The organism is Saccharothrix sp. CB00851, from assembly GCF_001905065.1.
Classification (GTDB): domain Bacteria; phylum Actinomycetota; class Actinomycetes; order Mycobacteriales; family Pseudonocardiaceae; genus Actinosynnema.
In genome coordinates this window covers 1-25,259 of record NZ_LWLC01000027.1, presented here as the reverse complement: position 1 = coordinate 25,259, position 25,259 = coordinate 1, and the positions used below count along the sequence as shown (strand labels likewise).

Sequence of the window (25,259 nt, the reverse complement as noted above, 5' to 3'; positions counted from 1 at the left end):
CGCCTGATCCGGACGCACGGACGGACGGTGGTTACCGATGCCATGGACACCGACGACTCGCAGCACGTGATCATTCCCTCGGTCCGAAGTGCCATTTCGCGTCTGTCACACCACGTCCGCCTCCCGGCGCAGTCGCGGTTGTGTGCACGAGGCGGGCGCGCGCCCACCGACCGTCCGCTTCACCGTTCTCCCCGGCGAGTTGATCGAACACGAGGACATCCGACCCGCTGCACACCACCAGGCCGCCGTCGGACGAAATGCTCAGGGCATGCACCTCGACGGGCATGACCAGGATCGCCCTGCACGTTGCCGTGGTGAGGTCCCACATCCTGACGGTGCGGTCGGGCCCACCGCTGAAGGCCACTGGCCGACCGTCGACCACGGTGCAAACCACCGCCGAGACCCAGCTCGTGTGTCCCATGAGCGGCTGATAGACCTCCCGACCAGCCGCGATGTCCGACACATGCACCGCATCGTCATCACCTCCGGTGACCACGACGTGACGGCCGTTCAGCACCCCGCAACTCGCGGCGTAGACACGGTCGCGATGCCCGCGCATCGGCGGGTGGAGCAGCATGCCACCGTCGGGGTCCCAGATGCGGACACCGTGGTCATTGCTGCCGGTGACGACTACCGGGTGGTCGTCGGGATCGACACAGGCCACGGCTCGTGCCCACCGATGCGCGTCCTGCGGACCGCCAATCGGCTCCTTGGAGGCAAGGTCCCACAACCGCACCGACTCGTCGCCGCACACCACGGCTACCGTGCGACCGTGGAGCCGGACGCACGCGATGGCGTTGACCCAGCCGCACCCGGCTTCGAACGCGGTGACCAGGTCACCGGAGATCGCATCGCTCACTCTCACGGTGGAATCAGCTCCGCCGGTCACGACGACTTGCCGGCCTGCGAGGTCGGCGGTGGAGATGGCGGACACATGACCTCGATGACCGGTCAACGGCGCACCGATCGGACCGCCGGACGCTGCGTCCCGGATCCAGACCGCACCTGTCGAGCCGGCGACCGCGATGAAGTGCCAGTCGTTCACCACGCCACAGGCCACCGCAGTGGCCCAACCCTCGTCGAGGGACACGGTGTCCGCCCAGCGTGGCACCCAACCCTCGGTACCGGTGTCCGCTACGAAGCGTTCGGCCAAGTTCGGCTCGCCGTGCCGGGCCGCTTCCACGGCGAGCACCCAGCGCCAGTCCGCGAGATCCGAGTACTGTCCGCCGTGCAAGCTGGCTTCGCAGGCCCGTTCGTAGACTTCCGCGTTCAACCTGGCAGCGGATGTCGTCGCCCGCCGTAGTTCGGGACGCAGGCTTGCGATGTCCGCGTGTATCAAGAACTCAACGTCGACCAGCAGTTCGTCGACCCTGTCGGCCTCGACAGCGTGGTGGATCGTGTGTCGCACCAGGTACGGCGGCACTGAGGACCACCGCCCCCACTCGCCGCCGCGAACGGCGCTCAAGATGCGGTCGAGGACCAAGCTCGCCTGCACCGGGACAGAGGATCTCGACGACCCAAGATAAAACGACGATGTGACGGCGACGGGAACGCGGTGGAACGCGCCGGAACTCGGCTTGACCGTAGGGAACGACCGGCTCTGACCTGCGCGAGCCGGGAAAGCGCAGGTCAGAGCCGGACCCTCATGTCCTTTTTCTGACACGGTAGGGGTCACTGGTTCAATCCCAGTATCGTCCACAGAGAAGTGCAGCTCAGAGGGCCTGCCGGTGATCACAGCCGACGGACCCTTGAGGTCCGACCGTCATCTGACCATGGGTCTCGCGACCCCGCTGATGCTGCGACCCTCTACGCCAGGTCCTCCGGCACGGGACCAGGACAACTTCGGGTTGCTCGCCCTGCTCGTGTCTTGATCACCCGACCGCCACCCGACCGTGATACCCGCCACCCTCACAGGACGGGTGACGGATGCGCTCGAAGGTCACCAAAGCCGCCTCGTCGGACTCGGCAGAAGGATGCAGGTACCTCTCGGTCGCCCGCAGGCTCGCGTGGGACCACATCCTCGAACATCTGACCGACGGCGAACCCGTGACACGACCCGGAGACCGGTCGGAAGTACCGGGACGCGACCATCGGGACGAAGCACGTCTCGGCGGTGAGGATCCGCACGGTTGCGGATTCGCTCGACCGACCGCCTGTCACACTCCGGACAGGTCGAGCCTTCCGGGAGGGCGGGTGGAGATCCGGCTGTTGGACGGTGTCGGGATTCGCGGTGACCTGGGCGAACAGAAGCTGAAAACAAGGACGCAGGAGTGCATGCTGGCCGTGTTGGCCCTGTCTCCGCGCGAACCGGTCAGCGTCGGGATGCTGATCGATTGCCTGTGGTCGCCCGACAACCCGGAACGCAGACAGGCCAGGAAGCCCCCCTCCACCATCCAGACCTATGCCAAGCACATACGCGCCGCCCTCACCCGCGCGGGCGGCGATGGTGCCTGGCTGGATGGCAGGTCACGTCCCGGGTTCTACCTGCTCGCGATCGATCCGATGCTGGTGGACTACCAACGGTTCCTGATCTTGGCCGAGGCGGCCCAACAATCCCGTGACTTGGATCGGTTCGAGGAGGCGTTCGCTCTGTGGCGGGGTGCCCCGCTGGTCGGACTCGGCGGTGACTGGGCCGACCGCCGCCGAGAGGACATGGCCGCCCGGTATCGGACGCTCAAAGAGCACCACCTGGGAGCTCTGCTGGACAGCGGTCACGCCGACCGGGTGCTGCAGGAGTTGCACGTCCTCGTCGAACACCATCCGACCGACGAGTTCTTACTCATCGGCGTCCGCGCCCTGTCGATGCTCGGACGCAACATCGCCGTTCCCGCTTGGATGGACCGACTTACTACCCTGATGCGCCAGATCTACGGCGCCGAACCCCTTCCGGGCACGCTTGCCCGCGCCCAACACGCGGCCGCCCTGCCTTTGCCCCCCACCACTCTCAGTCCGGCGATCGCGGTGCATGGCCACACCGTCGCCCCTGTGCCGGCGGGCTCGGCCGCGGTTGCGGTGGAGAACGCCGTGCGGGAGCACCGGCAGGTGACGGACCGGGTGTTGAGCAAGGGGTTCACCGGGCGGGAGTGGGTGCTCGCGGAGATCGACGAACGTCTGGCCGGGATGTCGGGCGGTTACGTGTGGGTCGAAGGGGACGCCGGGGTGGGGAAGACGGCGTTGGCGGCGTTCCTGGTGCGGGAGCGGGGGTGGGTGGGGCACTTCGCCGGGGTGAGCAGGGGCGCGACGGTGCGGGTCGGGTTGCAGAACCTGGTCGGCCAGTTGGTGCGGCGGTGGGCACTGGAGGACATCGCGCCGGGCGCGATGGTGCCGGAGTGGGCGTTCACACCGGAAGGGTTCGACGTAGTGCTCCACGCGGCGGCCAAGCGGGCGCGGGTCGCGGGGAGCCCACTGGTCCTGGTCGTCGACGGGGCGGACGAGGCCGAGGTCGACGGGCAGCCGTGGGGACTGCCGTTCGTGCTGCCGGACGGGGTGTTCGTGGTGGGCACCTACCGGACCGGTCATCCGCCGCCACGCGCCGGCGGCGGCCAGGCTGTGGTGTGACTGACGGCTGACGATCCGCGCAACCGCCTGGACGTCGAGGCGCACCTACGGGCGGTACTTCCGCCGGAACTCGCCGGTGAGGACGTCATCGCCGCGCTGTCGGACCGGTGCCAGGGCGTCTGGGTGTACTTGCGCTACGCCGTCGAGGAGCTGCGGAACGGGGTTCGCGACGTGCGAGACCTCGCCACTCTTCCCTCGGGCTTGTCCCGCTACTACACCGACACCGTGGACCGCTGGAGCCGGAGCCCGGACTGGGACGTAGGGCTGCTGCGGCTCTTGGGTGTCGTCGCCGTGATCGGGGAGCCGCTCGACGCCGCCGACCTCGCGTTGGCGGCCGACGCCGACGAGACCGCGGTCCGGCGCTGGTGCCACGGCACTCTTCGGCCGTTCCTCGCCGTGGAGCGCGCGGGGCCGACGGCTCGCAGGTTCGCCGTTCACCACACCAGCCTGCGGGAGTTCCTGAACGGCCGCCCCTTGGACGACCTCGGGTCCGAGGAGGACTGGCACTGGAGCGAGACGCTGGGTGCGGCGGCGGCGACCGCACGGCACCGGATCGTCGACCACCACCTCGCCAGGTTCGGCGGACTCGACGCCGGGTTGCCGCGGTTGGCCGCCGACCTCGACCTGCTGACCGCGGGGTCGGGGTACGCGGTGCGACACCTGGCGGGGCACCTGCTCGACGCCGGGCGGATCGAGGACCTCTGTCGGCTCCTCACCACCGAGGGCCGGACGGGCAATCTGTGGTTCGCTGCCCACGAGCACGCCGACGCCGTCGACGACTACCTCGCCGACATCTCCGCTCTGTGGGCGCACCTCGCACACCGGACCGATGAGGCGCTGGCAGCGGGCAGGCCCGCGCCGACGCTGGTGGACGAGGCTCGGTGCGCACTCGCGGCCTCCTCGATCACCAGCCTCACCGCGAACATCCCGGCCGACCTGGTGGTCGCATTGGTGAAGGCCGGGATGTGGACACGCAGCGGGCGGTCGCGCACGCCCGCAGGCTGCACGCCCCGCCTGCCAGGGCGCTGTTGCTCGCCGCGCTGGTCCCGCTCCTACCGGATCACCTTCGTCCTCCGGCGGTGGCGTGGGCGCTGGCCGCTGCCCGTGATCCCGTCATCCACATCACCGGCGACGTGCTGACCCGGATCGCGCCGCACCTGACGGACGTGGACGACGCGGTGTCGATCGCATCCCGGGTAAGGCACGGCGGGTGGCGTGCCGCGGCGCAGGCGGCGATCGCGCGACGCCTGGACGGGCAGTCCAGGCGGAACCTGCTCCGGGACGCGCTGGACTCGGCGATGTCCGTCGCCGGTGAGCACGATCGCGCGGAGGCCATCCGGCGGATCCTGCCGGATCTGCCCGATGACCTGGTCGATGACGCGGTGTCCGTCGCAGCCGGATCCGCCGCGCCGCGCGCGGTGCCGCGGCCGCGGATCGGTGCGCTGTTGAAGAGCACCACCGCGGCCGGCAGCGAACTCGCCCAGGTTGACGAAATCGTCGCCCTCATCCCCACGAGTTCCGAGGACGATCTCGCCGAGGTGCTGGCCGCCGCGGCGGGGGTCTCCGACCTCGACGCCCGAGCCGTCCTGCTGACGGCGGTCGCGGCCCGGCTGCCCGTCGGCGAACGGCCACCGGTGCTCGCCGCCGCGCTGACCGCGGCCCGCACCATCACCACCGCCCCCGCCGACTCCGACCTCGGTGACGCCTTGGCAGTGGCCAACCACCGGACCCGCGCCGGTGTGCTGGCCGGATACGCGTTGCCCGACGAGCACACCACCGCCGTGGGACACAGGCCTCCCCCGCCGCTCGTCCGCACGCTGCCCGAGATTTTGGCGATGGACGACCCGTTCCGCAGAGCTCGCGCGTTGGCTTCGGCCGCACCGGGCCTGACCACCGCCGAGGTGGATGTAGCGCTTTCCGCCGCGGAACTCCTCCCCGAGGAAGCCCGGACGCGGGCGCTCACCGGGCTGGTGCCCGTCCTCGACTCCGCCTCTCACCTCGCACGGGCAGCGGCGGCGGCACCGAGCCGGGACCGTGGGCTGCTGGTCGCGGTGGTCACTCGCGCCGCGACGGTCCTGCAAGGCCCGGAGCTGGTCGTCCTGCTTCGCCGTACGACGCGGTCGGTCAGTCGGACGACTTGTCTCGCGCTGCTGGACCTGGCCGCCCCGAGGCTGGCGGAGCTCGCCGGTCCCGGGTTTCGCGACAGTCTGGCCGCGGCGGTCGACGACGCACGGCGTTGGTGGCCGTGAGAGAGCAGAACTCCTGACTCGACCAGAGGTCACGCGGGCAGCACCAGCAGATGGTGATGCGAGCCGGCCTCGGTAATACCTTGTGGATGTCGTCGCGAATCCCCATCGGATCCGTGGGCGGCGGAATCAGTGCTGGAGAGGTCATCACCGGGCGATCGGTGACCTTATTCCAAGATCACTTTTCCGGATCCGAATTCCGCAAATTTACGGCAAGGACGGCCTGTTCCCGTTCAGGACACCGCACTGGACACCTGATCATGAAAATTTCAGGGCCGGGGAACGCAACGAAGCGACTGCCGTAGGGCAAAAGCGTGATAGCCGGACAATTCTGTTGTGAACCGGTCTAGAATCGTCTTTGCGACGCACGGCGGACAAGCGGGGTCCGCGCGTGGCACGCGTCGGGGGACGTTCGTGTGCCGGAAGGTGACGAATGGTCATTGCTCAGTTCGAGGCATTGAGACCCGGTGATCCGAGACGCCTGGGGCCCTACTGGGTTCGGGGCAGACTGGGATCAGGCGGGATGGGAACGGTGTACCTGGCGGAGTCGTCCGGAGAACGGGTGGCCGTGAAGGTGATCCACTCGTCGCACGCGGCGGATCCCGTGTACCGCAAGCGGTTCACCCAGGAGATCGCGGCGGCGAAGGCGGTGCGCTCGGAGTACACCGCCACGGTGGTCGACTCGCAAGTGGTGGGCGACCCGCTCTACGTGGCCACGGAGGTGGTTCAGGGACAGGCGCTGGACCGTTTGGCGAACGGAAGGGGCTTGCCCGCCGAGCGCGTCGTCTCGCTCGCCCGCGACACCGCGCGGGCGCTGCGCGACATCCACCGGGAAGGGCTGATCCACCGGGACCTCAAGCCCTCGAACGTGATGGTCGGCCCGACCCGCGCCGTGCTGATCGATTTCGGCATCGCGACCACCGTCGCCGACATCGGCCGCCTGACGAGCACCGGGAAGGTGATGGGAACCCTGCCCTACCAGGCTCCGGAACTCGTCAGGGGAGGCAGCACCGCGTCGGTGAAGTCCGACATCTTCGCGTGGGGCTGCGTGGTCTTCTACGCCGCGACCGGTCGGGGGCCGTTCGGCGACGGCGCGGCGGGCGAGGTCATCCCGGCCATCCTCGGCGCGGATCCGGACCTGCGCGAGGTGCCGGGAGAGGTGCGCGAGATGGTCGGGCTGGCGCTGTCGAAGCGGGCACGGGATCGGCCGGACTCCGACGAGGTGGCCGCAGACCTGGAATCGGGGTCCGCGTCCGTGGTGGTCTGCGGCTCACCCCAGGACGCCTACGCGGTCCGGCTTCGGAAACTTTTGGTGGACAACGGCTTCACCGCCCGGATCTCGACCATTCCGGACACTCTCAACGGTGCGGGCGTGCTGCTGATCCTCGACACAGACCGGCCCTCACCGGCGACCGTCGACATGAGACAGGCCGCGGAATGGCGCAGCATCCCCGTCCGGCGGATCGTCCTGGCCGGTCCGCGGCAGCCCGACGCCTTCCTCGACGCGCGTGCCAGCGCATTACCGGGTCCGGCCCATCTCGTGCAGCTACGCGCCCTGGTGCGCACAGAACCGCAGACGCGCGACGCCACCAGTCCGATGGACCGCACGGCGACGCTCATCGCGGCGGTGCGGACCGCGTTGCGAGCGGGTGATCTCGTCACGGCCGACCGGCTGACCACCGACATGCTGCTGGCGGCAGCCGGGCGATCGGAGGAGGGCTGGATGACCCGATCCCACGTCAACCACGTCGGAACGGCCTTCCTGCGCGACCTCGCTCGGGTGTGGCAGGAGGAAACCGGCGGCGGTCACGGTTTCCACGCCCAGCGGGCGCTGCTGCCGGAGAACTCGCGGAACAGGATGTACACCCTGGCCCGCGCCTTCGGGTGGAGCAGTCAGGGCTTCGTACCGGACGACTACGAGACGTGGGTGGCCGACGGCGGGGACGTTCCCGGGTTCTTCCCGACGCTGCGCTCACCCAAGCGGTCACACGGCTGGTACGACAACTGGAGCATGACAGTCACCGCGGTGCACGACCGGATCAGCGAGGAGCGGCGCAGTGGATGACGTCATCGGGTTCGTGGTGTCGGGGCTTTGGGTGCTGGCCGGGCTGGGCTTCCTCGTGCTGGTCGTGCAACAGGTCAAGCGGTCGGCTGTGAACGTTCCGCTGGGGCAGTTCGTCGTCGTGACCCGCAGGTACAGCTCGTTCCGGCAGGCCGATTCGCTCGCCAAGGCGGTGGACCGGCAGAGCAAGCTGCTGATCGGCGGTCGCATCTACTTCCGGCCACGCTGGCTCTACCAAATGGTCTTTCACGACATGATCAGCATTCCGATGGACTCGATCGGGATCGTGCACGCCAAGATGGGCGGCTCGCTCGAGCACGGACAGCCCATCGCACGGCACGTGCCGTGCGACTACTTCCAGGACTTCAAGACCTTCCTCGACAAGGACGGACAGCAGGGACCGCAGATCGAGGTCCTGAACAGCGGTGGCCAGTACGCCATCCACCCGACCGTCTTCGACGTGAAGATCGTGAAACGCACCTACGTCCCGCTGAGGACCATCGGCGTCGTAGTGGCCAAGGTGGGCGAGATCATGCCGTACGGCCACACTCTCGCCCGGCACGTCGAGTGCCACTACTTCCAGGACGGGGTGAAGTTCCTCGACGACGGTGGGCAGCAGGGACCGCAGCAGGCGCTGCTCCCCGGTGGGGGCAACTACGCCATCAACACCGACATGTTCAACGTGCTCACCGAGAACCACCTGGACCTCGAGATGGTCCCGCTGTCGCACCACTACCTGGAGCCGGAGGACCTGCGGCTGGTGTCGGTGGAGAGCGAGGAGACCGGTGTCGTCATCGTCACCGAAGGGGCGCACCCGGTCGACGCCGCCGAACCCGCGCCGAAGGTCGAGGGCCACGAGAGCTTCCAGTTCCCCTGGATCTTCCTGGACAACGGCGGGCAGTTCGGTCCGCAGTCGGAGGTTCTCCCGGGCGGCTCCACCTACGCGATCAACCCGTTCTTCGCCCGCGTGGTGCGGATTCCCTCACGGGAACTGATCCTCTCCTGGGGGCGCAAGGACGTCAGCGCCGACCGCTACGACTCCGAGCTGGACCTGATCGAGGTGACCCTGGACGGGTTCCACGTGTCGGTCGAGCTGACCCAGACCTTCGTCATCCCGCCGGAGACCGCGCCGCACCTGGTCAAGCGGTTCGGCGAGGACGACGAGGAGCACGGCACCGCGGGCGTGCGCAAGTCGGCCGCGGTGCAGCGACTGGTCACCCGCCTGCTCGGTGTGGTCGTCAAGGGCTACTTCAACGAGGTGTCGAACAGCCACCTCATCGAGGAGTTCATCAGCGATCAGAACCAGGTCCGCGCCGAGCTGAAGACCCTGGTCGAACAGGCGCTGCGGGAGCAGAACGTCTCCCCCAGGCTGACCACCATCGGGGCCATCAAGTTCCAGTCTGACGAGATGAACGAGGAGTTCCGGCACACCGCGAAGCTGCGGCAGCAGAGCAGGCAACTCGGCCAGCAGTTGATCAACGCGGCGGTGGAGACGGACCTGAAGAGGGAGAGCATCAAGCAGGAGAAGCTGAAGCGGTCGGCGGAGCTGGAGGAGGACGTCCGCATCCTGGGCCGTGACCAGGTCGCGGCGGAGCGGATGGCCCGGATCGACGCGAGCCGCCAGGTCCCCCAGGTCCTCGTCTCGTCGAACGACCCGGGGGTCCTCGACCTCCCCAGGCGGGTCCGTGGCGTCTCGCGGCGCGACGGACAGCTTCCCGTGTGGGTGCTGGACACCGAGGACGTGCGGCCGCAACCGGCGCAAATCACCGAAGCCTACGACCGGGAGGAGGACGAGCATGACGACCCGCGCTGACCGTCCCCGCTTGGGAATCGACCTCGGCACGACCGCCACGTGCGTCTGCGTGGTGGACAGCACGGGGGAGGCCAGGGTGCTGACCAACCGGGAGGGCCGCGCAACCACCCCGTCTGCGGTCTACCTCGATGCGGACGGCACGGCGGCGGTGGGTGAGCTCGCGCTCGACCAGCGCGCGCACGAGCCAGGGCGGGTGATCACCGAGATCAAGCGCGAGATCGGCGGCGACTACACCGTCGCGGTCCCGGGCGGGCACCTGCGGCCCGAACAGATCTCGGCCCTCATCCTGCGGCAGGCCGTCGAGGACGCGCTCGAGACGCTCGGCACCGCGGTGCCCGACGACGGTCCGCTCGCCAGCGCCGTCGTCACGGTCCCCGCCTACTTCGGGACGGCGGAGCGGGCGCGCACCCGCGAGGCGGCCCGCATCGCCGGGCTGGACGTGCTCGACCTGGTCAACGAACCGACCGCGGCGGCGCTGGCCAGCGGCCTGCGCGGCACGCCCGCCGGGCGGGCGGTCCTCGTCTACGACCTCGGCGGCGGCACCTTCGACGTCACCGTCGTGCTCATGTACCCCGACGAGGTCCGTGTCGTGGCGACCGGCGGCGACGCCCGTCTCGGCGGCGCCGACTGGGACCGGGTGCTCGTCGACCTCGTCCTCGACCAGTTGGGTGACGTCTCCGACGAGGAGGATCCCCGGACGTCGCCGCGGCTGATGGCGGCTCTACTCGGACGGGCGCAGGCGGTGAAGGTCGCGCTGTCGACCTCCACCGAGCAGATGCTGACCCTGCGGACCGCGCAGGGCCGCGTGCACCGCATGGTGATCTCCCGCAGCGACTACGAGAAGGCCACCTCCGACCTGCTCGACCGCACCATCGACTTCACCGCCGACCTCGTCGAGCAGGCCCGCGCCGCCGGGGTGTCGACGATCGACGACGTCCTGCTGGTCGGAGGGATGTCACGAACGCCCGCCGTGGCGAGAAGGCTCGACGAGGCGTTCCCGCGCCTACCCGCGCCCCGGCTCGCGGCCGACGCGGAACTGGTGGTCGCCAAGGGCGCCGCCCAGGTCGCTGCCGGCGAGTCGCGCAAAGTCGTGGACGTGACGTCCAAGGGGTACGGCGTGCTGATCACGCGCGACGCCGCTCGCCCCTCACTCGGCAGCTCGGTGCACTGGATCATCACCCCGAACACCCCGTTGCCCACCAGCGGACGGCACACCCTGTGCACCGTGCGCGACGGGCAGACCACGATGCGGGTCGCCGTGTACGAGTCCATGACGGATGTGCTGTCCGACGACGAAGCCGACCACCTCCGGCTCGACGAGCGCACCATGGAAGGGCTGCCGCGCGATGGCAGACGTGGCGACCCGGTCGAGCTCGACTTCTCCCTGGGCGCCGACGGGGTGCTGCGGATCGACGCCCATGCGGCCAACGGCGCGCGGCTGGAGATCGAGGCCCAGGTCCGCGGCCGCGACACCGACACCGTCGCACCACTGCCCGGCCTGCGGCGGTGACATGGCCGAGACGGACCTTCCCGGACTCCGCGAGGCCGACATCCACGCCTACCTCGACGACGTCATCACACCGGTCGAGACGGGGTGGTCGCCTCACCGAAACCTGTTCCGGGTGTACCGGCTGCCCGCCGACTGCACCGCCGACGAGGTCGACTCGGCACTGACCTCCACCCCGGCGCTGTGGGGCACTCCCGAACTACGCGAGCACACCCGGGCCGTGGAACGGCTGCGGCGCGGGCACCCGACCGCCGCGCGGACGCTGGGAGATCCGCGCGAGCGCTCGGTGCACCGGACCGCCGTAGCGGCGGAACGCACCGCCCTCGCCAAGGTGGTCGACCAATTCCTGCGGTCCGCACCGGGTATGCCCGCCGCCGCCGTCGCGGCCCTCGTCCGACAGTCCGCGGGCCGCTGGAGCCGCCCGGACGTCCTGGCCGCGCTCGAACAGCACCGGGCGGTCGAGCGTGAGCCCGCGACCCTCGACATCACGCCGGACACGCCCCGGTCGCGCCGGATCACCGACGCACTGGCCGACCTCGGGATCCCCAGCCTGTGGGAGTACCTGACCAGGAACCTGTCCTCCGGCGGCCGGACATCCACGCCGACGCACTTCGGCGCAGGCGCGCACATCTGCGGACTCGACGAGGAGCAGGTGTCGAGGTTGAGCTGACTGTGCTCAAGATCGTCGAACAGGCGCTGGAGGAGCCCGAGGGACTGAGCCGGCTGCTGCGCCACGAGTTCCTCAGCGAGCTGTCGGTAGCCGTGCTGCTGGGCTACCAGGAGGTCAGCTTCCTCGCGGCAGCCGAGCCGCAGCGCAGTGTCGCGAGCGGTCTCCCCCGCGACCCGGACACGCTGGCCTACGCCGTCTGGTGCCGACGCACGCACCGATCCGACTGGGAGTCCGACTACCGGCAAGCCGTCGCCGACGGCAGGCTGCACGCCGCGCTCTCAGTGCTGTCGAGCAGGCGGCTGACCGAGGACTGGGAGCGCGTGCGGGACGCGCTGGCCGCGACCGTGGACCGGTTGGCCGCCGATCTCGCGGCCGCCCGCGAACTGGAGGACACAGCTCCGGAGGACGCGGCTGCCCGCTACCTGGCGGCGGGCCGGGAGCTGACCGATCCCTCGATCAAGTCAGGCCTGCGCCGCTGTCCGGCTGCGGCACCCGCCGAGGTGTCCGCGCGGGCACATCACGACGCCGTCGTCATCACCTGGTGGGAGTCGACGTCGACCGCGGGTCACCTGACCTACCGGGTCAGCCGGGGTGGAACGGTGATCGCCGATGACACCGACGCCCTGGTGCTGTCGGACGTGCCGCCCTTCGGTGTGCCGACGTCGTACACGGTGCAAACCCTGCGCAACGGCGTCCCTGGCGAGATGGCGCACAGCGGAGAGGTCGTGCTGACACCCGAGGTGCTGGACCTGGCGGTCGAGTCGACGATGCTGTCGGTACACGGCCGCTGGCGGTTGCCCTCCGGAGCGGTCGGGGCATCGGTGACCAGGGTCGCGCCATCGGGCGAGACCGCGGTGATCACCACGCTCGACGGGACCGGGTTCGACGACACCGCTGTGGTGCCCGGTGTGCAGTACCGCTACGTCGTGCGCGCCCGCTATCCGGGCCGGGCCGGCGAACCCGGGGACAGCGCGGGCTTGACGGTTCACGGCGAGTGCCCGGGGGACCCGCGTCAGGTCGACGACCTGCGCGCAGACCTCTCGGGCGACACCGTGGAGCTGACCTGGACCAGGCAGAGCGGTACTCCGCTGGTGATCCGCGTTCCGCACGACGGGGTCGCGCCCGCGCCGCAGGTCCTCCGTGCCGCCGACGCGGTGGTCGCGGGCAGGGTGGTCGCGGTCAGCGACACGGGCCGGGCTTCGGTCCCCCTGGCGGACCTGGCGGGGCAGCGGGTGCTCGTGCCGGTCTCGGTGTCCGGCCCGCTCGCCGCCATCGGTCCGGCGACGCGCGTGGCTCCCCCGCTTGAACCGGTCAGCGGCCTGCACGCCAGGCGGTTCGGCCCGCAGGTGGTGCTGACGTGGCAGTGGCCGATGTGGGCCACCGACGTGCGGGTGGCCTGGCGGCTGGACGGGCCGCCCACCGGGCCGCTGGACCCGCAGGCCACCGCGTTCGAGATCAGCAGGTCGGCGTACGCGGGCCGGGGCGCGCGGATCACCGCGACCCTGCCCGGCGAGCACTGGTTCGGGGTGTCGGTCGTGGACTCCGGCCGGTTCGGGCCCATGGTCACGGTGTGCTCGACCCGGCTGCGCGAGGTGCGCTACAACGTCCGGCGCGCGGCCTGGTGGCGCCGGGGCGAACTGCTGGTCACCGTGCACGGTCCGGAGCCCGCCCCCGACATCGCGGTCGTCGCCAAGTCCGGGTCGCGCCCGCTGGCACCCGAGGACGGCGTCGAGGTCCTGCGGCTACCCGCCCTCGGCCCGTCCGAGCCCGTCCGGTTCCGGGTGCCGCGCCACCTGCGGCGGCCGGTGTTCCTGCGCGCGTTCTCCCTGGACGAGACCGTCACGCTCGTCCACCCCGCCCCGCACCTCCTGGTCGTACCCTGACCCGAGAGGAGACCGCTGTGCGTGCTCCGACCTGGAACCTTCCGATCCGACGCGTCCCAGCCTGCCCCTACTGCCACACCCGGACGGCGGTCAAGGCGTACCTGAGGCAGTGCGCCTCGCGCTGCGGCGAGACCGCGATCGAATTCCCGGTGTCCGCCGCGCGCAAGGGCGAGTGCCCGCACGGGCGTGCTCCGATGGCCCGCCGGGTGTGCCCGGCCTGTGGGCAGGTCGTGCCGCGCGAGTACGTCGAGGGCCACTCGAAGGTGGTCGCCGTGGTCGGGGCGGCGGGATCCGGAAAGAGCACCTGGTTGGCGTCGGTCATCCGGCAGGTCGCGAAAGGACACCTGGACGACCGCTTCCCCGGCATGTCACTCGACGTGCTCGGTGAGAAGAGCAGGCTGCGGCACGAGCGAGACCGTGTGCTGGTCGCCGAAACCGTCCTGCACCACACCACCGGCCCCGAGCCGTTGCTGGTCAGCCTGCGCGTCCGGCCGCAGGCGCGGGCGGTGGTGATCGCGTTCCACGACAGCGCAGACGGAACCGCGGAGAGCTTGGCGCACGCAGACGGCCTCGTCCTGGCCGTCGAACCCGGGGCCGCGCCCGGCGACGCGGGGATCGCCCAGCTTGCCGACGCCGTGCGCGCAGCGCGCGGTCTGCGCCCTGACCACCGGATCGGCCTGCCCCTGGCCGTGGTACTGACCAAACTGGACACTGTGTGGGACATGGTCGACCCCGGGTCGCCGCTGCTGCGTCCCGTGCCCCGGGCGGCAGGCTACGCGGTGTCCGACGGGGTGGACGTCCACCATGAGACCACCGCCTGGCTCGGCCGCTGGAACAAGGCGGACCTCATCCGCGGTGCACACACCGCCTTCCTCCGCCACCGCTGCTTCGCCGCGACAGCACTCGGCGACCGGGCGGACGGCAGGCGCGAACCGGTGCCCTACCGGGTGGAGGACCCGCTGCTGTGGCTGCTCGCCGAGTTCGGTGCGATACCGACCTTCCGGGGCGCGGAGAGGACCGGGTCGTGATCGACCGACTCTTCCTCTACGTGCTGCTGGGCGCGGTCGTGCTCGTGGTCAGCGGGCCGGTCCTCGCCGCCGCGGTCGCGCTCAGCCTGACGTTGGCGTTGGTCGCCGTCACCCGGGAAGCGCTCCACTGCCTCGCCGTTCGGGCGAGCACCGAGCACCTGGCACTGGACACCTTGCCCGATCCCGCCGACCGGCGGTACCTGTCCGGCCCGGCCCTGCGCGATCACCGACGCCTCGGGGTCGCCTGCTTCGTGGCGCTGCACCAGCGCATGTCGACCCAGCTCGACGAGAGCTTCGCGGGCAACGGGCTGCGGCGGGTGCGCCCGATCCGCGAGTCCCAGGTCATCAAGCGCTCGCCCGCCGTGCCGTTCCTCGCGATCGTCGCGCGCACCGGGTTCGCCATCGGCTACACCATCGCGCTCGTCCTGCTGGCCACCACCTGGTCGGTGCAGCTGGTGTTCCTCACCGCCGTGGTGGCGGGTTTCCGACTCCTCGCCGGCGCCTTGTGGCTGTTCGAATCTTTCTCCTTGGCGCTGAGGGGAATCACGACGGAGTGCCCCCCGCTGCCACGCCCGCCTCGCCCGCCCGGTGTTCGTCTGCCCCTGCGGTCGTGAGCACCGCGCGCTCATCCCGGGCGCGCAGGGCGCGTTCCTCCGCACCTGCCGCTGCGGCCAGAGACTGCCTACACTGCTGATCGCCGGCAAAAACGGTCTCTCACCGCGCTGCGGTGGCTGCGACGCCTCTCTGCCCTCCGCGACCCAGATGATGCCCACGCGCCACGTCCCGGTGGTCGGCGGCACCGGCGCCGGCAAGTCGGTGTTCCTGCACACCGCGGTCGGCCGCATGCGATCCGATCACGACGCCGTCCCCGCGGACCCGTTCACCGACAGCAGGCTGGCCGAAACCGGCGCTCTCCTCGCCGACGGCGTGTTCCCGCCGCGCACGCCGGTGAGCCAGCCGGTCTCGCACACACTGCAGGTGCGTGACCGGCTCCTGCACCTGTACGACGCGGCCGGCGAGATCGTGCAGGACGCCGACCGCATCGCCGACTCCGCCTTCCTCGCCCTCAGCGATGGCGTGGTCCTCGTCGTCGACCCGTTTGCCCTCCCCACCGTTCGCGCCCGCGCCGACCCTGACGTGCTCGCCGCCTCCCGCTCGTCCGGCACCGACCCCAAGACCGTCCTCGACCTGCTCACCGAGACGCTCACCGAGCACGACAGCACCACACCGCGCCGTATCGCCATCGTCGTCACCAAGGGCGACGCCCTACCCGACCCCGTCCATCCCTACGCCACTCATCCCTTGGACCGCCCCGCCGCAGTACGCAGGTGGCTCATCGCCCATGGCCATGCCGACCTCGTCCACTCCGCCGAGCACCACTTCTCCCACGTTCACTACTTCGTGGTCACCTACCTCACCACCTCCACCAACCCCCACGACGACCCGGCCGCGCCCATCCACTGGCTGCTGACAGGAACCACCCCATGACCTCATCGACCGACCGTGGCCGCGCTGTGGCCCGCGTACTCCTGCTCCTGTCCGCCGTTGTCGCGATCGGCTTGTTAGCCCTCGCCGGCACAGCTATCGTCTGACGACGAGACCGACACCTACTCGCTCGTCACAGGCTGGACCCGTGGCCATCGGTAGCTGACCGGGTGATTATCGGTAATCTGGGCCGTTTTTAGCGGAGTTGCAAGCCATACTCAGAGCCCATGGCCGATGGTGGTGTCAGCAACGACATGAGCGGCACGGTCCAGGGCGTGGTGGTGCAAGCAGGCCGCATCGATCAGGTGGTACTGCCTGCTCCGGAAAGCGTAGTGGTGCCGCGACAGCTACCGGCCGCGGTCCCCGATTTCTGCGGGCGTCTCGCCCACGTCGCCGCTCTCGACGCCCTGTTGGCGGAGTCGGAGCGGAATGCCGGTGGCGGCGCGACGGTCGTGGCGTTGGACGGATCGGCGGGAGCGGGCAAGTCGACCTTGGCGGTGTGGTGGGCGCACCGCGTCCAGGACCGGTTCCCGGGTGGCACGTTGTTCGTGAACCTCCGCGGTTTCGGCCCGAGCGCCCCGTTGCCCCCGCAGGTCGTGCTGACGGACTTCCTCACCGCGCTCGGTGTCGCGGAGCGGCGGATTCCCGAGGGCGTGGAGGCGCAGGGCGCGTTGTTCCGGTCGCTGGTAACGGTACGGCGGGCGCTGGTGGTGTTGGACAACGCCGGGTCCGCCGAGCAGGTGCGTCCGTTGTTGCCCGGTGCGGCGGGGTCGCTGGCGTTGGTGACCAGCCGGGGCGCACTGTCGGAGTTGTTGGTGTCGGAGGCGGTCCGGCGGGTCGCGGTGGACGTCTTCGACGCCGTGGACGCCGTGCGTCTGGTGGAAAGTGTCGTGGGTGAGGCCCGAACCGCTGCGGAGCCGGATGCGGTGGAGGAACTGGTGGGGGTGTGCGCCCGGTTGCCGTTGGCGGTGCGGGTGGCGGCGACGCGGGTGGCGTCGCGCCCGTTCCTGTCGGTGGCCGACGTGGTGGAGGAGATCCGGGAAGAACAGCGCGGCCTCATCGGCATGGAGGGGCCGTGGCGCGGGTTGAGTGGGGTGCGGGCGGTGTTCGACTGGTCCTACGATCGGCTCGACCCCGTGCACGCACGGGTGTTCAGGTTGCTGGGGTTGCACCCGATGCCGGAGTTCGGAGCGCCTGCCGTAGCCGCCCTGGCCGCGCTCGACCTGCGCTCCGTGACGCATGTCCTGGAGGAGTTGGCGGAGCAGCACCTGGTCGAGCCGGTGGCCCGTCTGCAGTATCGGATGCACGACCTGTTGCACGACTACGCCGCCTACCGCGCCGACCTGGACGAGACACCGGTGGCGCGGGAGGAGGCGGTGGCGCGCCTGCTGGGTTGGTACGCCGCAGTGGCGGACGCCGCGGATCGTCTCGTTTACCCGGTGTCGGCCCGAATACCCGTTGAACTTCCCGTCGTGCAGGCACCGGTGCGCGACCGGGAGGAGGCGTTGGGGTGGTTGCGTTCGGAGCGGGCGGTGTTGTCCGCGGTGCATCGCATCGCTCTGAACCAGGGCATGTACGACGTGGCGATCGCGTTGGCGTTGTCGTCGCGTCATCTGGGGTTGGGGCCGCGGTCGTGGTGGCCGGAGGAGTTGGAGGCGAAGTCACGCGGGATCGAGGCGGCTCGGGTGTCGGGAGTCCGGGAGGCTGAGGCGTTCCTCCGGGTCCTGCGTGGGCACAGTCACCGGAGTGCGGGTGACCAGGCGGCTGCGGAGGCCGACTTCCGGGACGTGGCGGAGTCGGCGGAACGGTCCGGCGATCAAGTCCTGCGACGACGGGCGTTGGCGGGCCTGGCGAACCTGCGCGAGGCACAGGAGCGTTACGACGAAGCGGCGGAGTACCACCTTGCGGTGTGGGAGGCGACGAGGCAGGAGGGCGACTCCGCGGCCGAAGCCATCACGTTGGGAAACCTGTGCCTGGTGAATGCGAAACGTGGGCGGTTCGACGAAGCGCTGGACTACGCGCAACGCGCTTGGGAGTTGCGCAGCCGCACCGGTAACCCGTTGATCATCGCCTATGCCGAGGACGACTTGGCGCTCGCGCGGCAGGGGTTGCGCGAGCACGACACCGCCATCGGATTGTGGGAGAAGGTCGTGGACGTCTACGCACGGCACAGCGGCGCGGAATCGCATCTGGCTACAGCGCTGGAGGCGATGGCCGTCTCACTGGTCGCCACCGGCCGGGACGACCGGGCCGTGCACGACCTGCGGCGGGCCGCCACGATCCTGGCGGACTTGGACGACCCGCGCGCCGATCTGGTTCGGCGACGTGCCGAGGATCTCGCCTCGGCACGCGCGGATGGGCCCGGTCAGTCGGCGGACCGCCCGCAGGCGGGGCAGTCCGGCTCCGGTTCCGGCGATTCGTAGAACGTGCTGTGCTGCAGCGTGATGAGGTTGAACCCGATCTGGCGGTTCGTCCGCAGGCGGGGGATCCCGGTGATCAGACTCATCACAGCGTGACCGGCCAGGTGTCCGGCGATGCCGGCTGACACGGCGTTGACTGCGTGCGTCCTCGTCGTCCCGCTCGTGCCCGGCCACGGGATTGACGGCGGTGCTGCGAGTTGTTCGCGTGTGGCGGCGGTGCGCGCACAGTCGTAGCAGGGTCCGTTGCCGGGCACGAACAACCCGACGCCCGCTCTGGGCCCCTGATAGCCGCCGTGGACCCAGGCTGTGCCGGTGTCCAGGCAGGCCCGATTGGTCCACGACCGGATCTCGTGCGGGGTATCGGCGGCCATCAGCAGCACGTCGCATCCCGCCGCCAACCGCCGCAGCATCCCCACGCCGTCGACGGTGGTTCCCTCGCCGGTGACCTCGACCTCGCCGTTGTGCCGGCGCAGCACCTCGACCGCGACATCGACCTTGGCGCGACCGAGGTCGTGCTCGGTGTAGAGGACCTGCCGATTGAGGTTGGACAGCTCCACCAAGTCCGGTTCGACCAGGTGCAACCGCCCCCCGGACTGGACCAACGCGAGGGCCGCGGTGCTACCGACCCCACCGACACCGACGACCGTGACCCGCGCCTGCCGCAGCGCCAACTGCGCGTGCCAACCGGTGGGGCGCGGGGCGGTGTCCATCCACCGCCACAACGCCCGACTCCGCGCGAACCGCTCCCGCTCGGCGTCGGAGAGCGCCTCCGGTGGTGGTTCGTCGGCATCCTCCAGGTAGCCGGCGGAGGCCAGCGTGTCGATCGCCGTGCGAATCGTGTCGGGCGGCTCGTCGGGGTGGCGGTGGACCAGGTCGGCGACCACCTGGTCCACCGTGCGCGTCCCGTCGAGAAGTGTGAGCAGCGTCCACACCGTGCCGTCCGGGTCAGGGATCGTCGCGGCGATTCCCGGCAAGGAGCCACCGATCTGCACCGAGTCGTCGCCGTGGCGGACCGGTAGGTGCTCGTACTTGATACGTGGGCGATGCATCACACTTCTCCTGTCCACATCGTATTACGCGTCGGCCGACGTCTTCGGGTCACACGGGATTCGATCCACCGTGACCGCGATGAACGTGATGATCATGTCCTCACCCCCTTCCCTGCCGGTCGAGGCGGAACAGGGCGGGGAAGGGCAAGCACGGACGGGGAGGCTGCACCTCGTCCGACGGTGGGACGTTGGACCTGAACGGGCTCATCCCTGGTCCTCCTCTCCTGTAGCGGCCGGCGGATGGCCGGTTGAGAAGAGGATGCGACGCACCCTGGGACAGACCCGGGGACAGCCAGCGGGACAAGACCGGGACAACGGCTCGTCTGAACGGGTGATCTCGTATCCACCGTGCCGCGGACCGGTCCAGCAGCTCGGTTACGACCCCAAGGCGAACACAAGCTGTCCACGATCACTTAGCGTTGCCTGCTCGCCGCGTTGGCGCAGCAACCGAGCACCCCATACTCGCGCGGCTCCACGCGACCACTCCCTCGATCACCCGCCCACACCTCACAGGCAGGCACATGACGGCCGGGGAAGAACCGCGACATGACCACCGCACAAGCGTTCGATTCCACGTCGAGACGTGACACACCACCGGGACCACCGATTCACCGCCGACGTAGTCAGCGGCCACGGTGGCACACGTCCACCGGGTCCCGGTCGTCGCGCAGGCCACGCCAGGACGGGTGGCGCGGAGCCGGTGGTCAGTGGTCCAGCGGCGGAAGTCCACCTTACCGACGAACACCGGCTCGACTCACCGCGCGTCACGGGCGAACTCGCGCGGAACCGGCGTACCGGGAACGGGCTGGTGGAGCGCCGCAGCACTTCCAACCGCCGCTGCATGTCGACCAAGGCTTTGTCGGTGAAGCCCGTGCCGACGCGTCCGACATAGGTCTCGTCGTACGCGCTCAGTGAGGTTGTCCCCTTGGATCGGACACCCTGATCCCAGACAGCGGTCTGGGGAAGGATGTTCCCCGTGTCAGGTAAGTCGAAGTTCCCGGAGCAGTTCCGCAGGGACGCCGTGGAGTTGGTCCGTTCGTCGGATCGGCCGTTGCGGCAGGTCGCCCGTGAGCTGGGTGTGAACCACGAGACGCTGCGCAACTAAGTCCGTGCCGCGGAGCGGGCCCAGGCCGCCCCGCCGGTGGGCGGGGTGTCGGCCGATGAGCGGCAAGAGCTGCGTGACCTGCGTAAACGGGTGGCGGAGTTGGAGTTGGAGAAGGAGATCCTGCGCAAGGCGGCCGCCTATTTTGCCAAGGAGATGGGTCGTTGACCCGCAGCTACCGGTTCATCTCCGAACACCGCGCCGTCTTCGGCGTCACCCGGCTGTGCAGGGTCCTGGGGTGCGCCGCCCCGGGTTCTACGAATGGTTGACCGCCGCCCCGACCAGGGCGGAACGGGCGGAGGCGGACGAGGGGTTGGCCGCCGAGACCGCCGAGGTCCACGCCGGGCACCGGGGTGCCTACGGGCGTCCGCGGATCGTCGTCGCGCTGCGCCGCCGCGGCTGGCGGGTCAACCACAAACGGGTCGGGCGGGTCATGCGCGAGCGCGGGATCGCCGGCCTCACCCGACGGCGGCGCAGGTCGCTGACCAGGCCCGACCTCGCGGCGGCGCCGGTGCCGGACCTGATCGGCCGCGACTTCACCGCCCCGGCACCGGGCCGACGACTGGTCGGCGACATCACCTACCTGCCCACCCGGCAGGGCCGGCTCTACCTGGCCACCGTGATCGACCTGCACACCCGCGGGGTCGTCGGGCACGCGATGGCCGGGCACCTGCGCGCCGAACTGGTCCGCGACGCCCTCGACCTCGCCGCCAGGCGCGGCCTCACCGGCCGTGACGCGATCTTCCACGCCGACCGCGGCACCCGGTACAGCTCCGGGCTGTTCCGCTCCGCGCTCGCCGGCCACGGCATCCGACCGTCCGCGGGCCGCACCGGGTCGTGCTACGACAACGCCGTCGCCGAGTCGTTCTTCGCCACCCTCAAAACCGAGATCGGCACCACCGTCTGGCACACCCGCGACGACGCCCGACGCGACGTGTTCGCCTACATCGGCTACTACAACCACGACCGTCTACATTCGACGCTCGACTACCGCACCCCACACGAAACCCGCATCGGCTACCGTCAAGGACCGCCCACCCTCGTGGCATGAAATCCGGTGTCCGGTCTTCGGGGACAACCTCAGACGATGTTTTCGGCAGGAACAACGCGAAACACGCCGACATCCTCCACGAACAGCCCGACAGCGCGGCGGGCGAGGACGCAGCGGCGATGGCCAGGGCGGCCAACCCAACCGGGTACTGAGCGGCCACCCGTACTTACCGTCACCGGATAGCCCACAATAGAGGGACAGGTCGGTCGCAGTCCGCGAACCCGATGCACCGCACGGACACCGACGACGTAGCCGTGGCGCACCCTTCCACCACCGCTTCCCCGAAGTCCCGACCGTTTGTCAGCGCGGCCCCGATCGTGCCCGACAGAACGCCGCCCGCGCCGATCGAGTACCCCGGTGGTTGCGGCCGGTCCCGGAACAGTCGCACTCGGCCGCCGTCCGACCGGGCGACGCCGAACGCCGCCCTGGTCACCACTGTCCGCTGCCAGCCGGCGCGGGCGAGGTGCCCGACCAGATCCGTGATCGCGTCATCGTCCAGTTCGCCCAGCCCGAGGTCCTCGTCGGACACGACCAGGACTGCACCGGGTACACCGCGCACCACGCGTTTCGCCGAAATGACGCACGGCACGGCCTCCACCAGTGGCGCCACCAGCCGCGGACAGTCGATACCGCCGGGCAGCTTGAGGAAGTCGGAGATCACCAGGGCGCGTAGATCGGCGAGGAGCGGTCGCAGGCGCGCCCGGAACAACTCCGTCACGTGACCGGCGTCGACCGAGAACCGGATCGAGTCGTCGCGGTGGTCCAACACCAGACCGTGCGAGGTGCGCCGCCACCATCGTGTCAATCCCGCGAACGCGGCACCCGTTCCCTGCAACCCGGCCGCCTCCTGCGCGCCGGGCAGCAGGCCAGGCAGACCGGCGGCGAACGCACCTGGCCGTACCCACCCCACGCACACGACGTCACATCCGTGCCGAGCCACGACGGCGGCCACCGTGCCCGCGCCGCCGCCGTGGGCGTGCCACCCGGTACCAGGACCGGCGACCACGTCGACCACTGCCACGGAGGTGCTCGTGTGTTACCGGAACAGCGCAGGACCGACGTCGACATGGTCCCTCCTCCCTGTCAGGCGTGTAGTCGGCCATCGCCGCGAACAGCGTGCCCCGATCCTCCGCGCCGATCAGTTCGGCGGGACCGGGACGTCCGCTGCGGGTAGCCAGACCGTCGCGACCGTCCCGTCGATAGGCACGCCACCAGGTGCCCACCGACCGTTCGGAGACCCCAAACACCTCCGCGGCCTGCCGATACCCCTCAACCCGACCGGACTCCAACGCCGCCACCACCCGCAACCGCAGCACCTCACGCTCCGCGGGCGATAACCGATGCGCACCCTCGACCTCGAGCACGAGTGATCAACCTACCGGAAGACGATCACTTTCGACTCAATAACTAAACGACATTGAGTTCAAGCCGCGACGGAGATAGCCGACCGCCCGACCTTGGATGGCGGCGTCACCCCTGGGATTCGCACCGCCACCCGACAGAAATAGTCCACAACAGCCACTCAGTAAGGAAACTTACTCGCCAGGAGGCGGACCGGAGTCGTTGAGTCCGATCAGCTCCGGCCGCTTCTCACGAGACCCCCAGTCCAGAATCTCACGAAGTTTCCTGGACAAACTTTCACGGTCAACCTCCGATCCACCTATCGCCACCTCTACGGGGGTAGCGATCTCAAGGATATCCGCATCCTCACCCACAAACTCCAATGTGAGAAGTGAGTCCGTAAGACGCACTCGCCGCAGGCAGCCGTAAACCGTGAATCCCCGCTCAGTCGAAATGTTGTATGAATCCATTCCAGACTGAACCTCCTGCTCATCAGGCTCATAAGTGGATCGCTGGATCGAAAATGACCTCCAAACGCCGTCGTCATCGACTCCGGCGATACCCACCTCCAATGCTTGCTCATCCTCGTAGTCCTCAAAGAAACCAATTTCGACGGCAGTCAGCCTCATGCTCAACGTCTCCTTCCCGCCACCCATGTTCCGGCACCCTTGGGCCCGGACCATTCGTACGTGACTGATACTCCCAGCTCACCGACCATGCGGTTCATCGCTCCCTTGCACCTCGAGCACGGGGGAAGCTGGCCCCGCATAGTAACCGTGTCACCAGAGCTCAACGAGTGCTGCCCCACGAACGGATCATTCGGAAGCGAAACTTTCGACCCTGTGGAGGCGCCCGCCATGCGGGAGAATCGATGCTCTGTGTGCGTAAAAGCCACATCGTTGGGGTAGCCGAGAGTGGCCTCCTCGGGAGTCATATCACCGCTCTCGAGTTTTACGTCCACGCGCGTGCTCCCGTCAGGGGCGATCGCGGTGATATCGCAAATATGGCCACTGCCGCCAGTGTTATGGACCAGGATCGACATGGTCCCCGCCAGCACGTAGTACGTGTGTACGCCTTCGACGGTCAGGTCATGGACCGGCTCGAAACGGGTGTGATGGTCGACTCCAGCAACCCGTGGTGAGGAGCTGTCGGCGGAGGTGAGGCGGTCACCCGGGTCGAGGTCGCCGATGTTGACGAAGCTGCGTTGGTCCTCGACCCATACGGGGTGCCAGGAGGTGGCGTCGACGGTGCCCGTGGTGCCGTCCGCGTTGGTGACGGTGAGGCGGGTCATGTCGTCTTCGTCGGTGTGGACGATGGTGGCGACGACGGCGCGGTCGGCGGTTTCGCCGGTGGTGGGGTCGGTGGCTTTGACCTTGTCGCCGATTTCGACTTCGGAGATCGGTTTGGTGGAGCCGTCGGCCATCAGGACCAGGGTGGTGGCGACGAAGCTGTGCTTGCCCGCTGCACAACCCGAGACCAACTTCTGGAACTTCTCGGTGGCCGCGCGGGTGATGTCGTCGGTGATGGTCTGGACCCGGCGCAGGACGCCCTTGGCCTTGTCCACGATGCCGGCGAGGCGGCCGACCGCTTTGAGCGCGTTGTAGCCGGCTTCGAGGACCTTGGCGGCCTTGCCCCACGGCACCAGGCCCGCGACCAGACCGGCGCAGCCCCAGATGTCACCCTTGGTGAAACAATCGACGATGTCGTTCCACCCGGAGATCTCCTTCAAGACCTCCCAGGCGACCTCCTTGATCACATCCCACTTCGTCTTGTGGGCATCGGCCAACGCCCGCTGATAGTCCTCCCAGGCAATGCCCTCGGTGGCCAGCCTGTTCTTCAGTGCCGTGTCGTTGCCGCTGTTGGACTGCTGCCACGCGCGCTGACGGTCGTAGAACGTCGTTCGTTCCCGCTCGTAGGTGTCGTTGGCACCCTCACCATGCACCGCGGGGTTCCTGCCGCACAGCACACCGTCGGGGCCGCAGTCGATGATCAGGCCGGTCGGGTCGCTGTAGGTGACCGGGCTGTTGTTGGCGTAGGCGTAGCC

General features: G+C 69.4%; 20 protein-coding genes. 14 read left to right on the top strand and 6 right to left on the bottom strand.

Annotation, left to right across the window (positions count from 1 at the left end):
* Positions 1-70: 70 nt before the first annotated feature.
* On the bottom strand, positions 71-1,423 hold the full coding sequence (locus A6A25_RS25200; protein WP_158073813.1) for a WD40 repeat domain-containing protein: 1,353 nt from the start codon (positions 1,421-1,423) through the stop codon (positions 71-73).
* A 503-nt stretch (positions 1,424-1,926) separates the two neighbouring features.
* Between A6A25_RS25200 and A6A25_RS25195 the strand changes: the two genes are divergently transcribed.
* The 12 genes from A6A25_RS25195 to A6A25_RS25140 all read left to right on the top strand — a co-directional run bounded on the left by A6A25_RS25195 (position 1,927) and on the right by A6A25_RS25140 (position 18,675).
* A complete protein-coding gene (locus tag A6A25_RS25195; protein WP_083668653.1) occupies positions 1,927-3,558 on the top strand; it encodes a BTAD domain-containing putative transcriptional regulator in 1,632 nt (543 codons plus the stop codon).
* 123 nt (positions 3,559-3,681) lie between these two features.
* On the top strand, positions 3,682-4,698 hold the full coding sequence (locus A6A25_RS25190; protein ID WP_073893926.1) for a hypothetical protein: 1,017 nt from the start codon (positions 3,682-3,684) through the stop codon (positions 4,696-4,698).
* Entirely contained in the window at positions 4,638-5,807 is a 1,170-nt protein-coding gene (locus A6A25_RS25185) for a hypothetical protein (RefSeq protein ID WP_073893924.1), read from the top strand. The genes A6A25_RS25190 and A6A25_RS25185 overlap by 61 nt, the downstream gene beginning before the upstream one ends.
* Positions 5,808-6,237: 430 nt before the next feature.
* Positions 6,238-7,869 carry a protein kinase domain-containing protein gene (locus A6A25_RS25180; RefSeq protein WP_083668652.1) on the top strand — a complete coding sequence of 544 codons (1,632 nt, stop codon included), beginning with the start codon at positions 6,238-6,240 and terminating at the stop codon, positions 7,867-7,869.
* Positions 7,862-9,679, top strand: coding sequence for an SPFH domain-containing protein (locus A6A25_RS25175; protein ID WP_073893919.1), 1,818 nt, complete (start codon positions 7,862-7,864; stop codon positions 9,677-9,679). Before A6A25_RS25180 ends, A6A25_RS25175 begins: the two co-directional genes overlap by 8 nt.
* A complete protein-coding gene (locus A6A25_RS25170; RefSeq protein ID WP_073893916.1) occupies positions 9,663-11,189 on the top strand; it encodes an Hsp70 family protein in 1,527 nt (508 codons plus the stop codon). Before A6A25_RS25175 ends, A6A25_RS25170 begins: the two co-directional genes overlap by 17 nt.
* Before the next feature lies 1 nt (position 11,190).
* Positions 11,191-11,856 (top strand): hypothetical protein, encoded by a 666-nt coding sequence (locus A6A25_RS25165; protein ID WP_073893913.1) that lies wholly within the window; start codon positions 11,191-11,193, stop codon positions 11,854-11,856.
* Positions 11,857-11,858: 2 nt separating this feature from the next.
* The gene (locus A6A25_RS25160) at positions 11,859-13,739 is read left to right on the top strand and encodes a hypothetical protein (RefSeq protein ID WP_073893911.1); all 1,881 of its coding nucleotides are present in this window, start codon (positions 11,859-11,861) and stop codon (positions 13,737-13,739) included.
* A 17-nt stretch (positions 13,740-13,756) separates the two neighbouring features.
* A complete protein-coding gene (locus A6A25_RS25155) occupies positions 13,757-14,767 on the top strand; it encodes a hypothetical protein (RefSeq protein ID WP_143193388.1) in 1,011 nt (336 codons plus the stop codon).
* Entirely contained in the window at positions 14,764-15,381 is a 618-nt protein-coding gene (locus tag A6A25_RS25150) for a hypothetical protein (RefSeq protein ID WP_073893909.1), read from the top strand. Before A6A25_RS25155 ends, A6A25_RS25150 begins: the two co-directional genes overlap by 4 nt.
* Complete coding sequence (locus A6A25_RS25145) at positions 15,356-16,255, top strand: TRAFAC clade GTPase domain-containing protein (protein WP_143193387.1); 900 nt, start codon at positions 15,356-15,358, stop codon at positions 16,253-16,255. The genes A6A25_RS25150 and A6A25_RS25145 overlap by 26 nt, the downstream gene beginning before the upstream one ends.
* Positions 16,256-16,479: 224 nt before the next feature.
* Positions 16,480-18,675: an ATP-binding protein gene (locus A6A25_RS25140; protein WP_143193386.1), complete on the top strand. Its 2,196-nt coding sequence runs from the start codon at positions 16,480-16,482 to the stop codon at positions 18,673-18,675.
* On the opposite strand, the gene A6A25_RS25135 is transcribed toward A6A25_RS25140, so the two are convergent.
* Entirely contained in the window at positions 18,618-19,721 is a 1,104-nt protein-coding gene (locus A6A25_RS25135) for a HesA/MoeB/ThiF family protein (protein ID WP_073893903.1), read from the bottom strand. The genes A6A25_RS25140 and A6A25_RS25135 overlap by 58 nt on opposite strands.
* Before the next feature lie 976 nt (positions 19,722-20,697).
* Between A6A25_RS25135 and A6A25_RS25130 the strand changes: the two genes are divergently transcribed.
* Positions 20,698-20,826 carry a transposase gene (locus tag A6A25_RS25130; RefSeq protein WP_158073811.1) on the top strand — a complete coding sequence of 43 codons (129 nt, stop codon included), beginning with the start codon at positions 20,698-20,700 and terminating at the stop codon, positions 20,824-20,826.
* 235 nt (positions 20,827-21,061) lie between these two features.
* Positions 21,062-21,874, top strand: a complete 813-nt coding sequence (locus A6A25_RS25125) for an IS3 family transposase (protein WP_083668650.1) — start codon at positions 21,062-21,064, stop codon at positions 21,872-21,874.
* Positions 21,875-22,046: 172 nt separating this feature from the next.
* Here the strand turns inward: A6A25_RS25125 and A6A25_RS25120 are convergent, their stop codons facing one another.
* The 4 genes from A6A25_RS25120 to A6A25_RS25105 form a co-directional block, all read right to left on the bottom strand.
* Positions 22,047-22,895 carry a hypothetical protein gene (locus A6A25_RS25120; RefSeq protein ID WP_198932868.1) on the bottom strand — a complete coding sequence of 283 codons (849 nt, stop codon included), beginning with the start codon at positions 22,893-22,895 and terminating at the stop codon, positions 22,047-22,049.
* A complete protein-coding gene (locus A6A25_RS46915; protein WP_380735679.1) occupies positions 22,795-23,190 on the bottom strand; it encodes a helix-turn-helix domain-containing protein in 396 nt (131 codons plus the stop codon). The genes A6A25_RS25120 and A6A25_RS46915 overlap by 101 nt, the downstream gene beginning before the upstream one ends.
* Positions 23,191-23,409: 219 nt before the next feature.
* Positions 23,410-23,871, bottom strand: a complete 462-nt coding sequence (locus A6A25_RS25110) for an Imm10 family immunity protein (protein ID WP_073893897.1) — start codon at positions 23,869-23,871, stop codon at positions 23,410-23,412.
* A partial coding sequence (locus A6A25_RS25105) for a polymorphic toxin-type HINT domain-containing protein (RefSeq protein ID WP_274534339.1) occupies positions 23,847-25,259 on the bottom strand: 1,413 nt, incomplete at its 5' end. The genes A6A25_RS25110 and A6A25_RS25105, both read right to left, overlap by 25 nt.

Coding starts and splice junctions, on each gene's coding strand:
- A6A25_RS25195 (WP_083668653.1), top strand. CDS start 1,927: ATGCGCTCGAAGGTCACCAAAGCCGCCTCGTCGGACTCGGCAGAAGGA.
- A6A25_RS25180 (WP_083668652.1), top strand. CDS start 6,238: ATGGTCATTGCTCAGTTCGAGGCATTGAGACCCGGTGATCCGAGACGC.
- A6A25_RS25170 (WP_073893916.1), top strand. CDS start 9,663: ATGACGACCCGCGCTGACCGTCCCCGCTTGGGAATCGACCTCGGCACG.
- A6A25_RS25165 (WP_073893913.1), top strand. CDS start 11,191: ATGGCCGAGACGGACCTTCCCGGACTCCGCGAGGCCGACATCCACGCC.
- A6A25_RS25140 (WP_143193386.1), top strand. CDS start 16,480: ATGGCCGATGGTGGTGTCAGCAACGACATGAGCGGCACGGTCCAGGGC.
- A6A25_RS25135 (WP_073893903.1), bottom strand. CDS start 19,721: ATGCATCGCCCACGTATCAAGTACGAGCACCTACCGGTCCGCCACGGC.
- A6A25_RS25110 (WP_073893897.1), bottom strand. CDS start 23,871: ATGGGTGGCGGGAAGGAGACGTTGAGCATGAGGCTGACTGCCGTCGAA.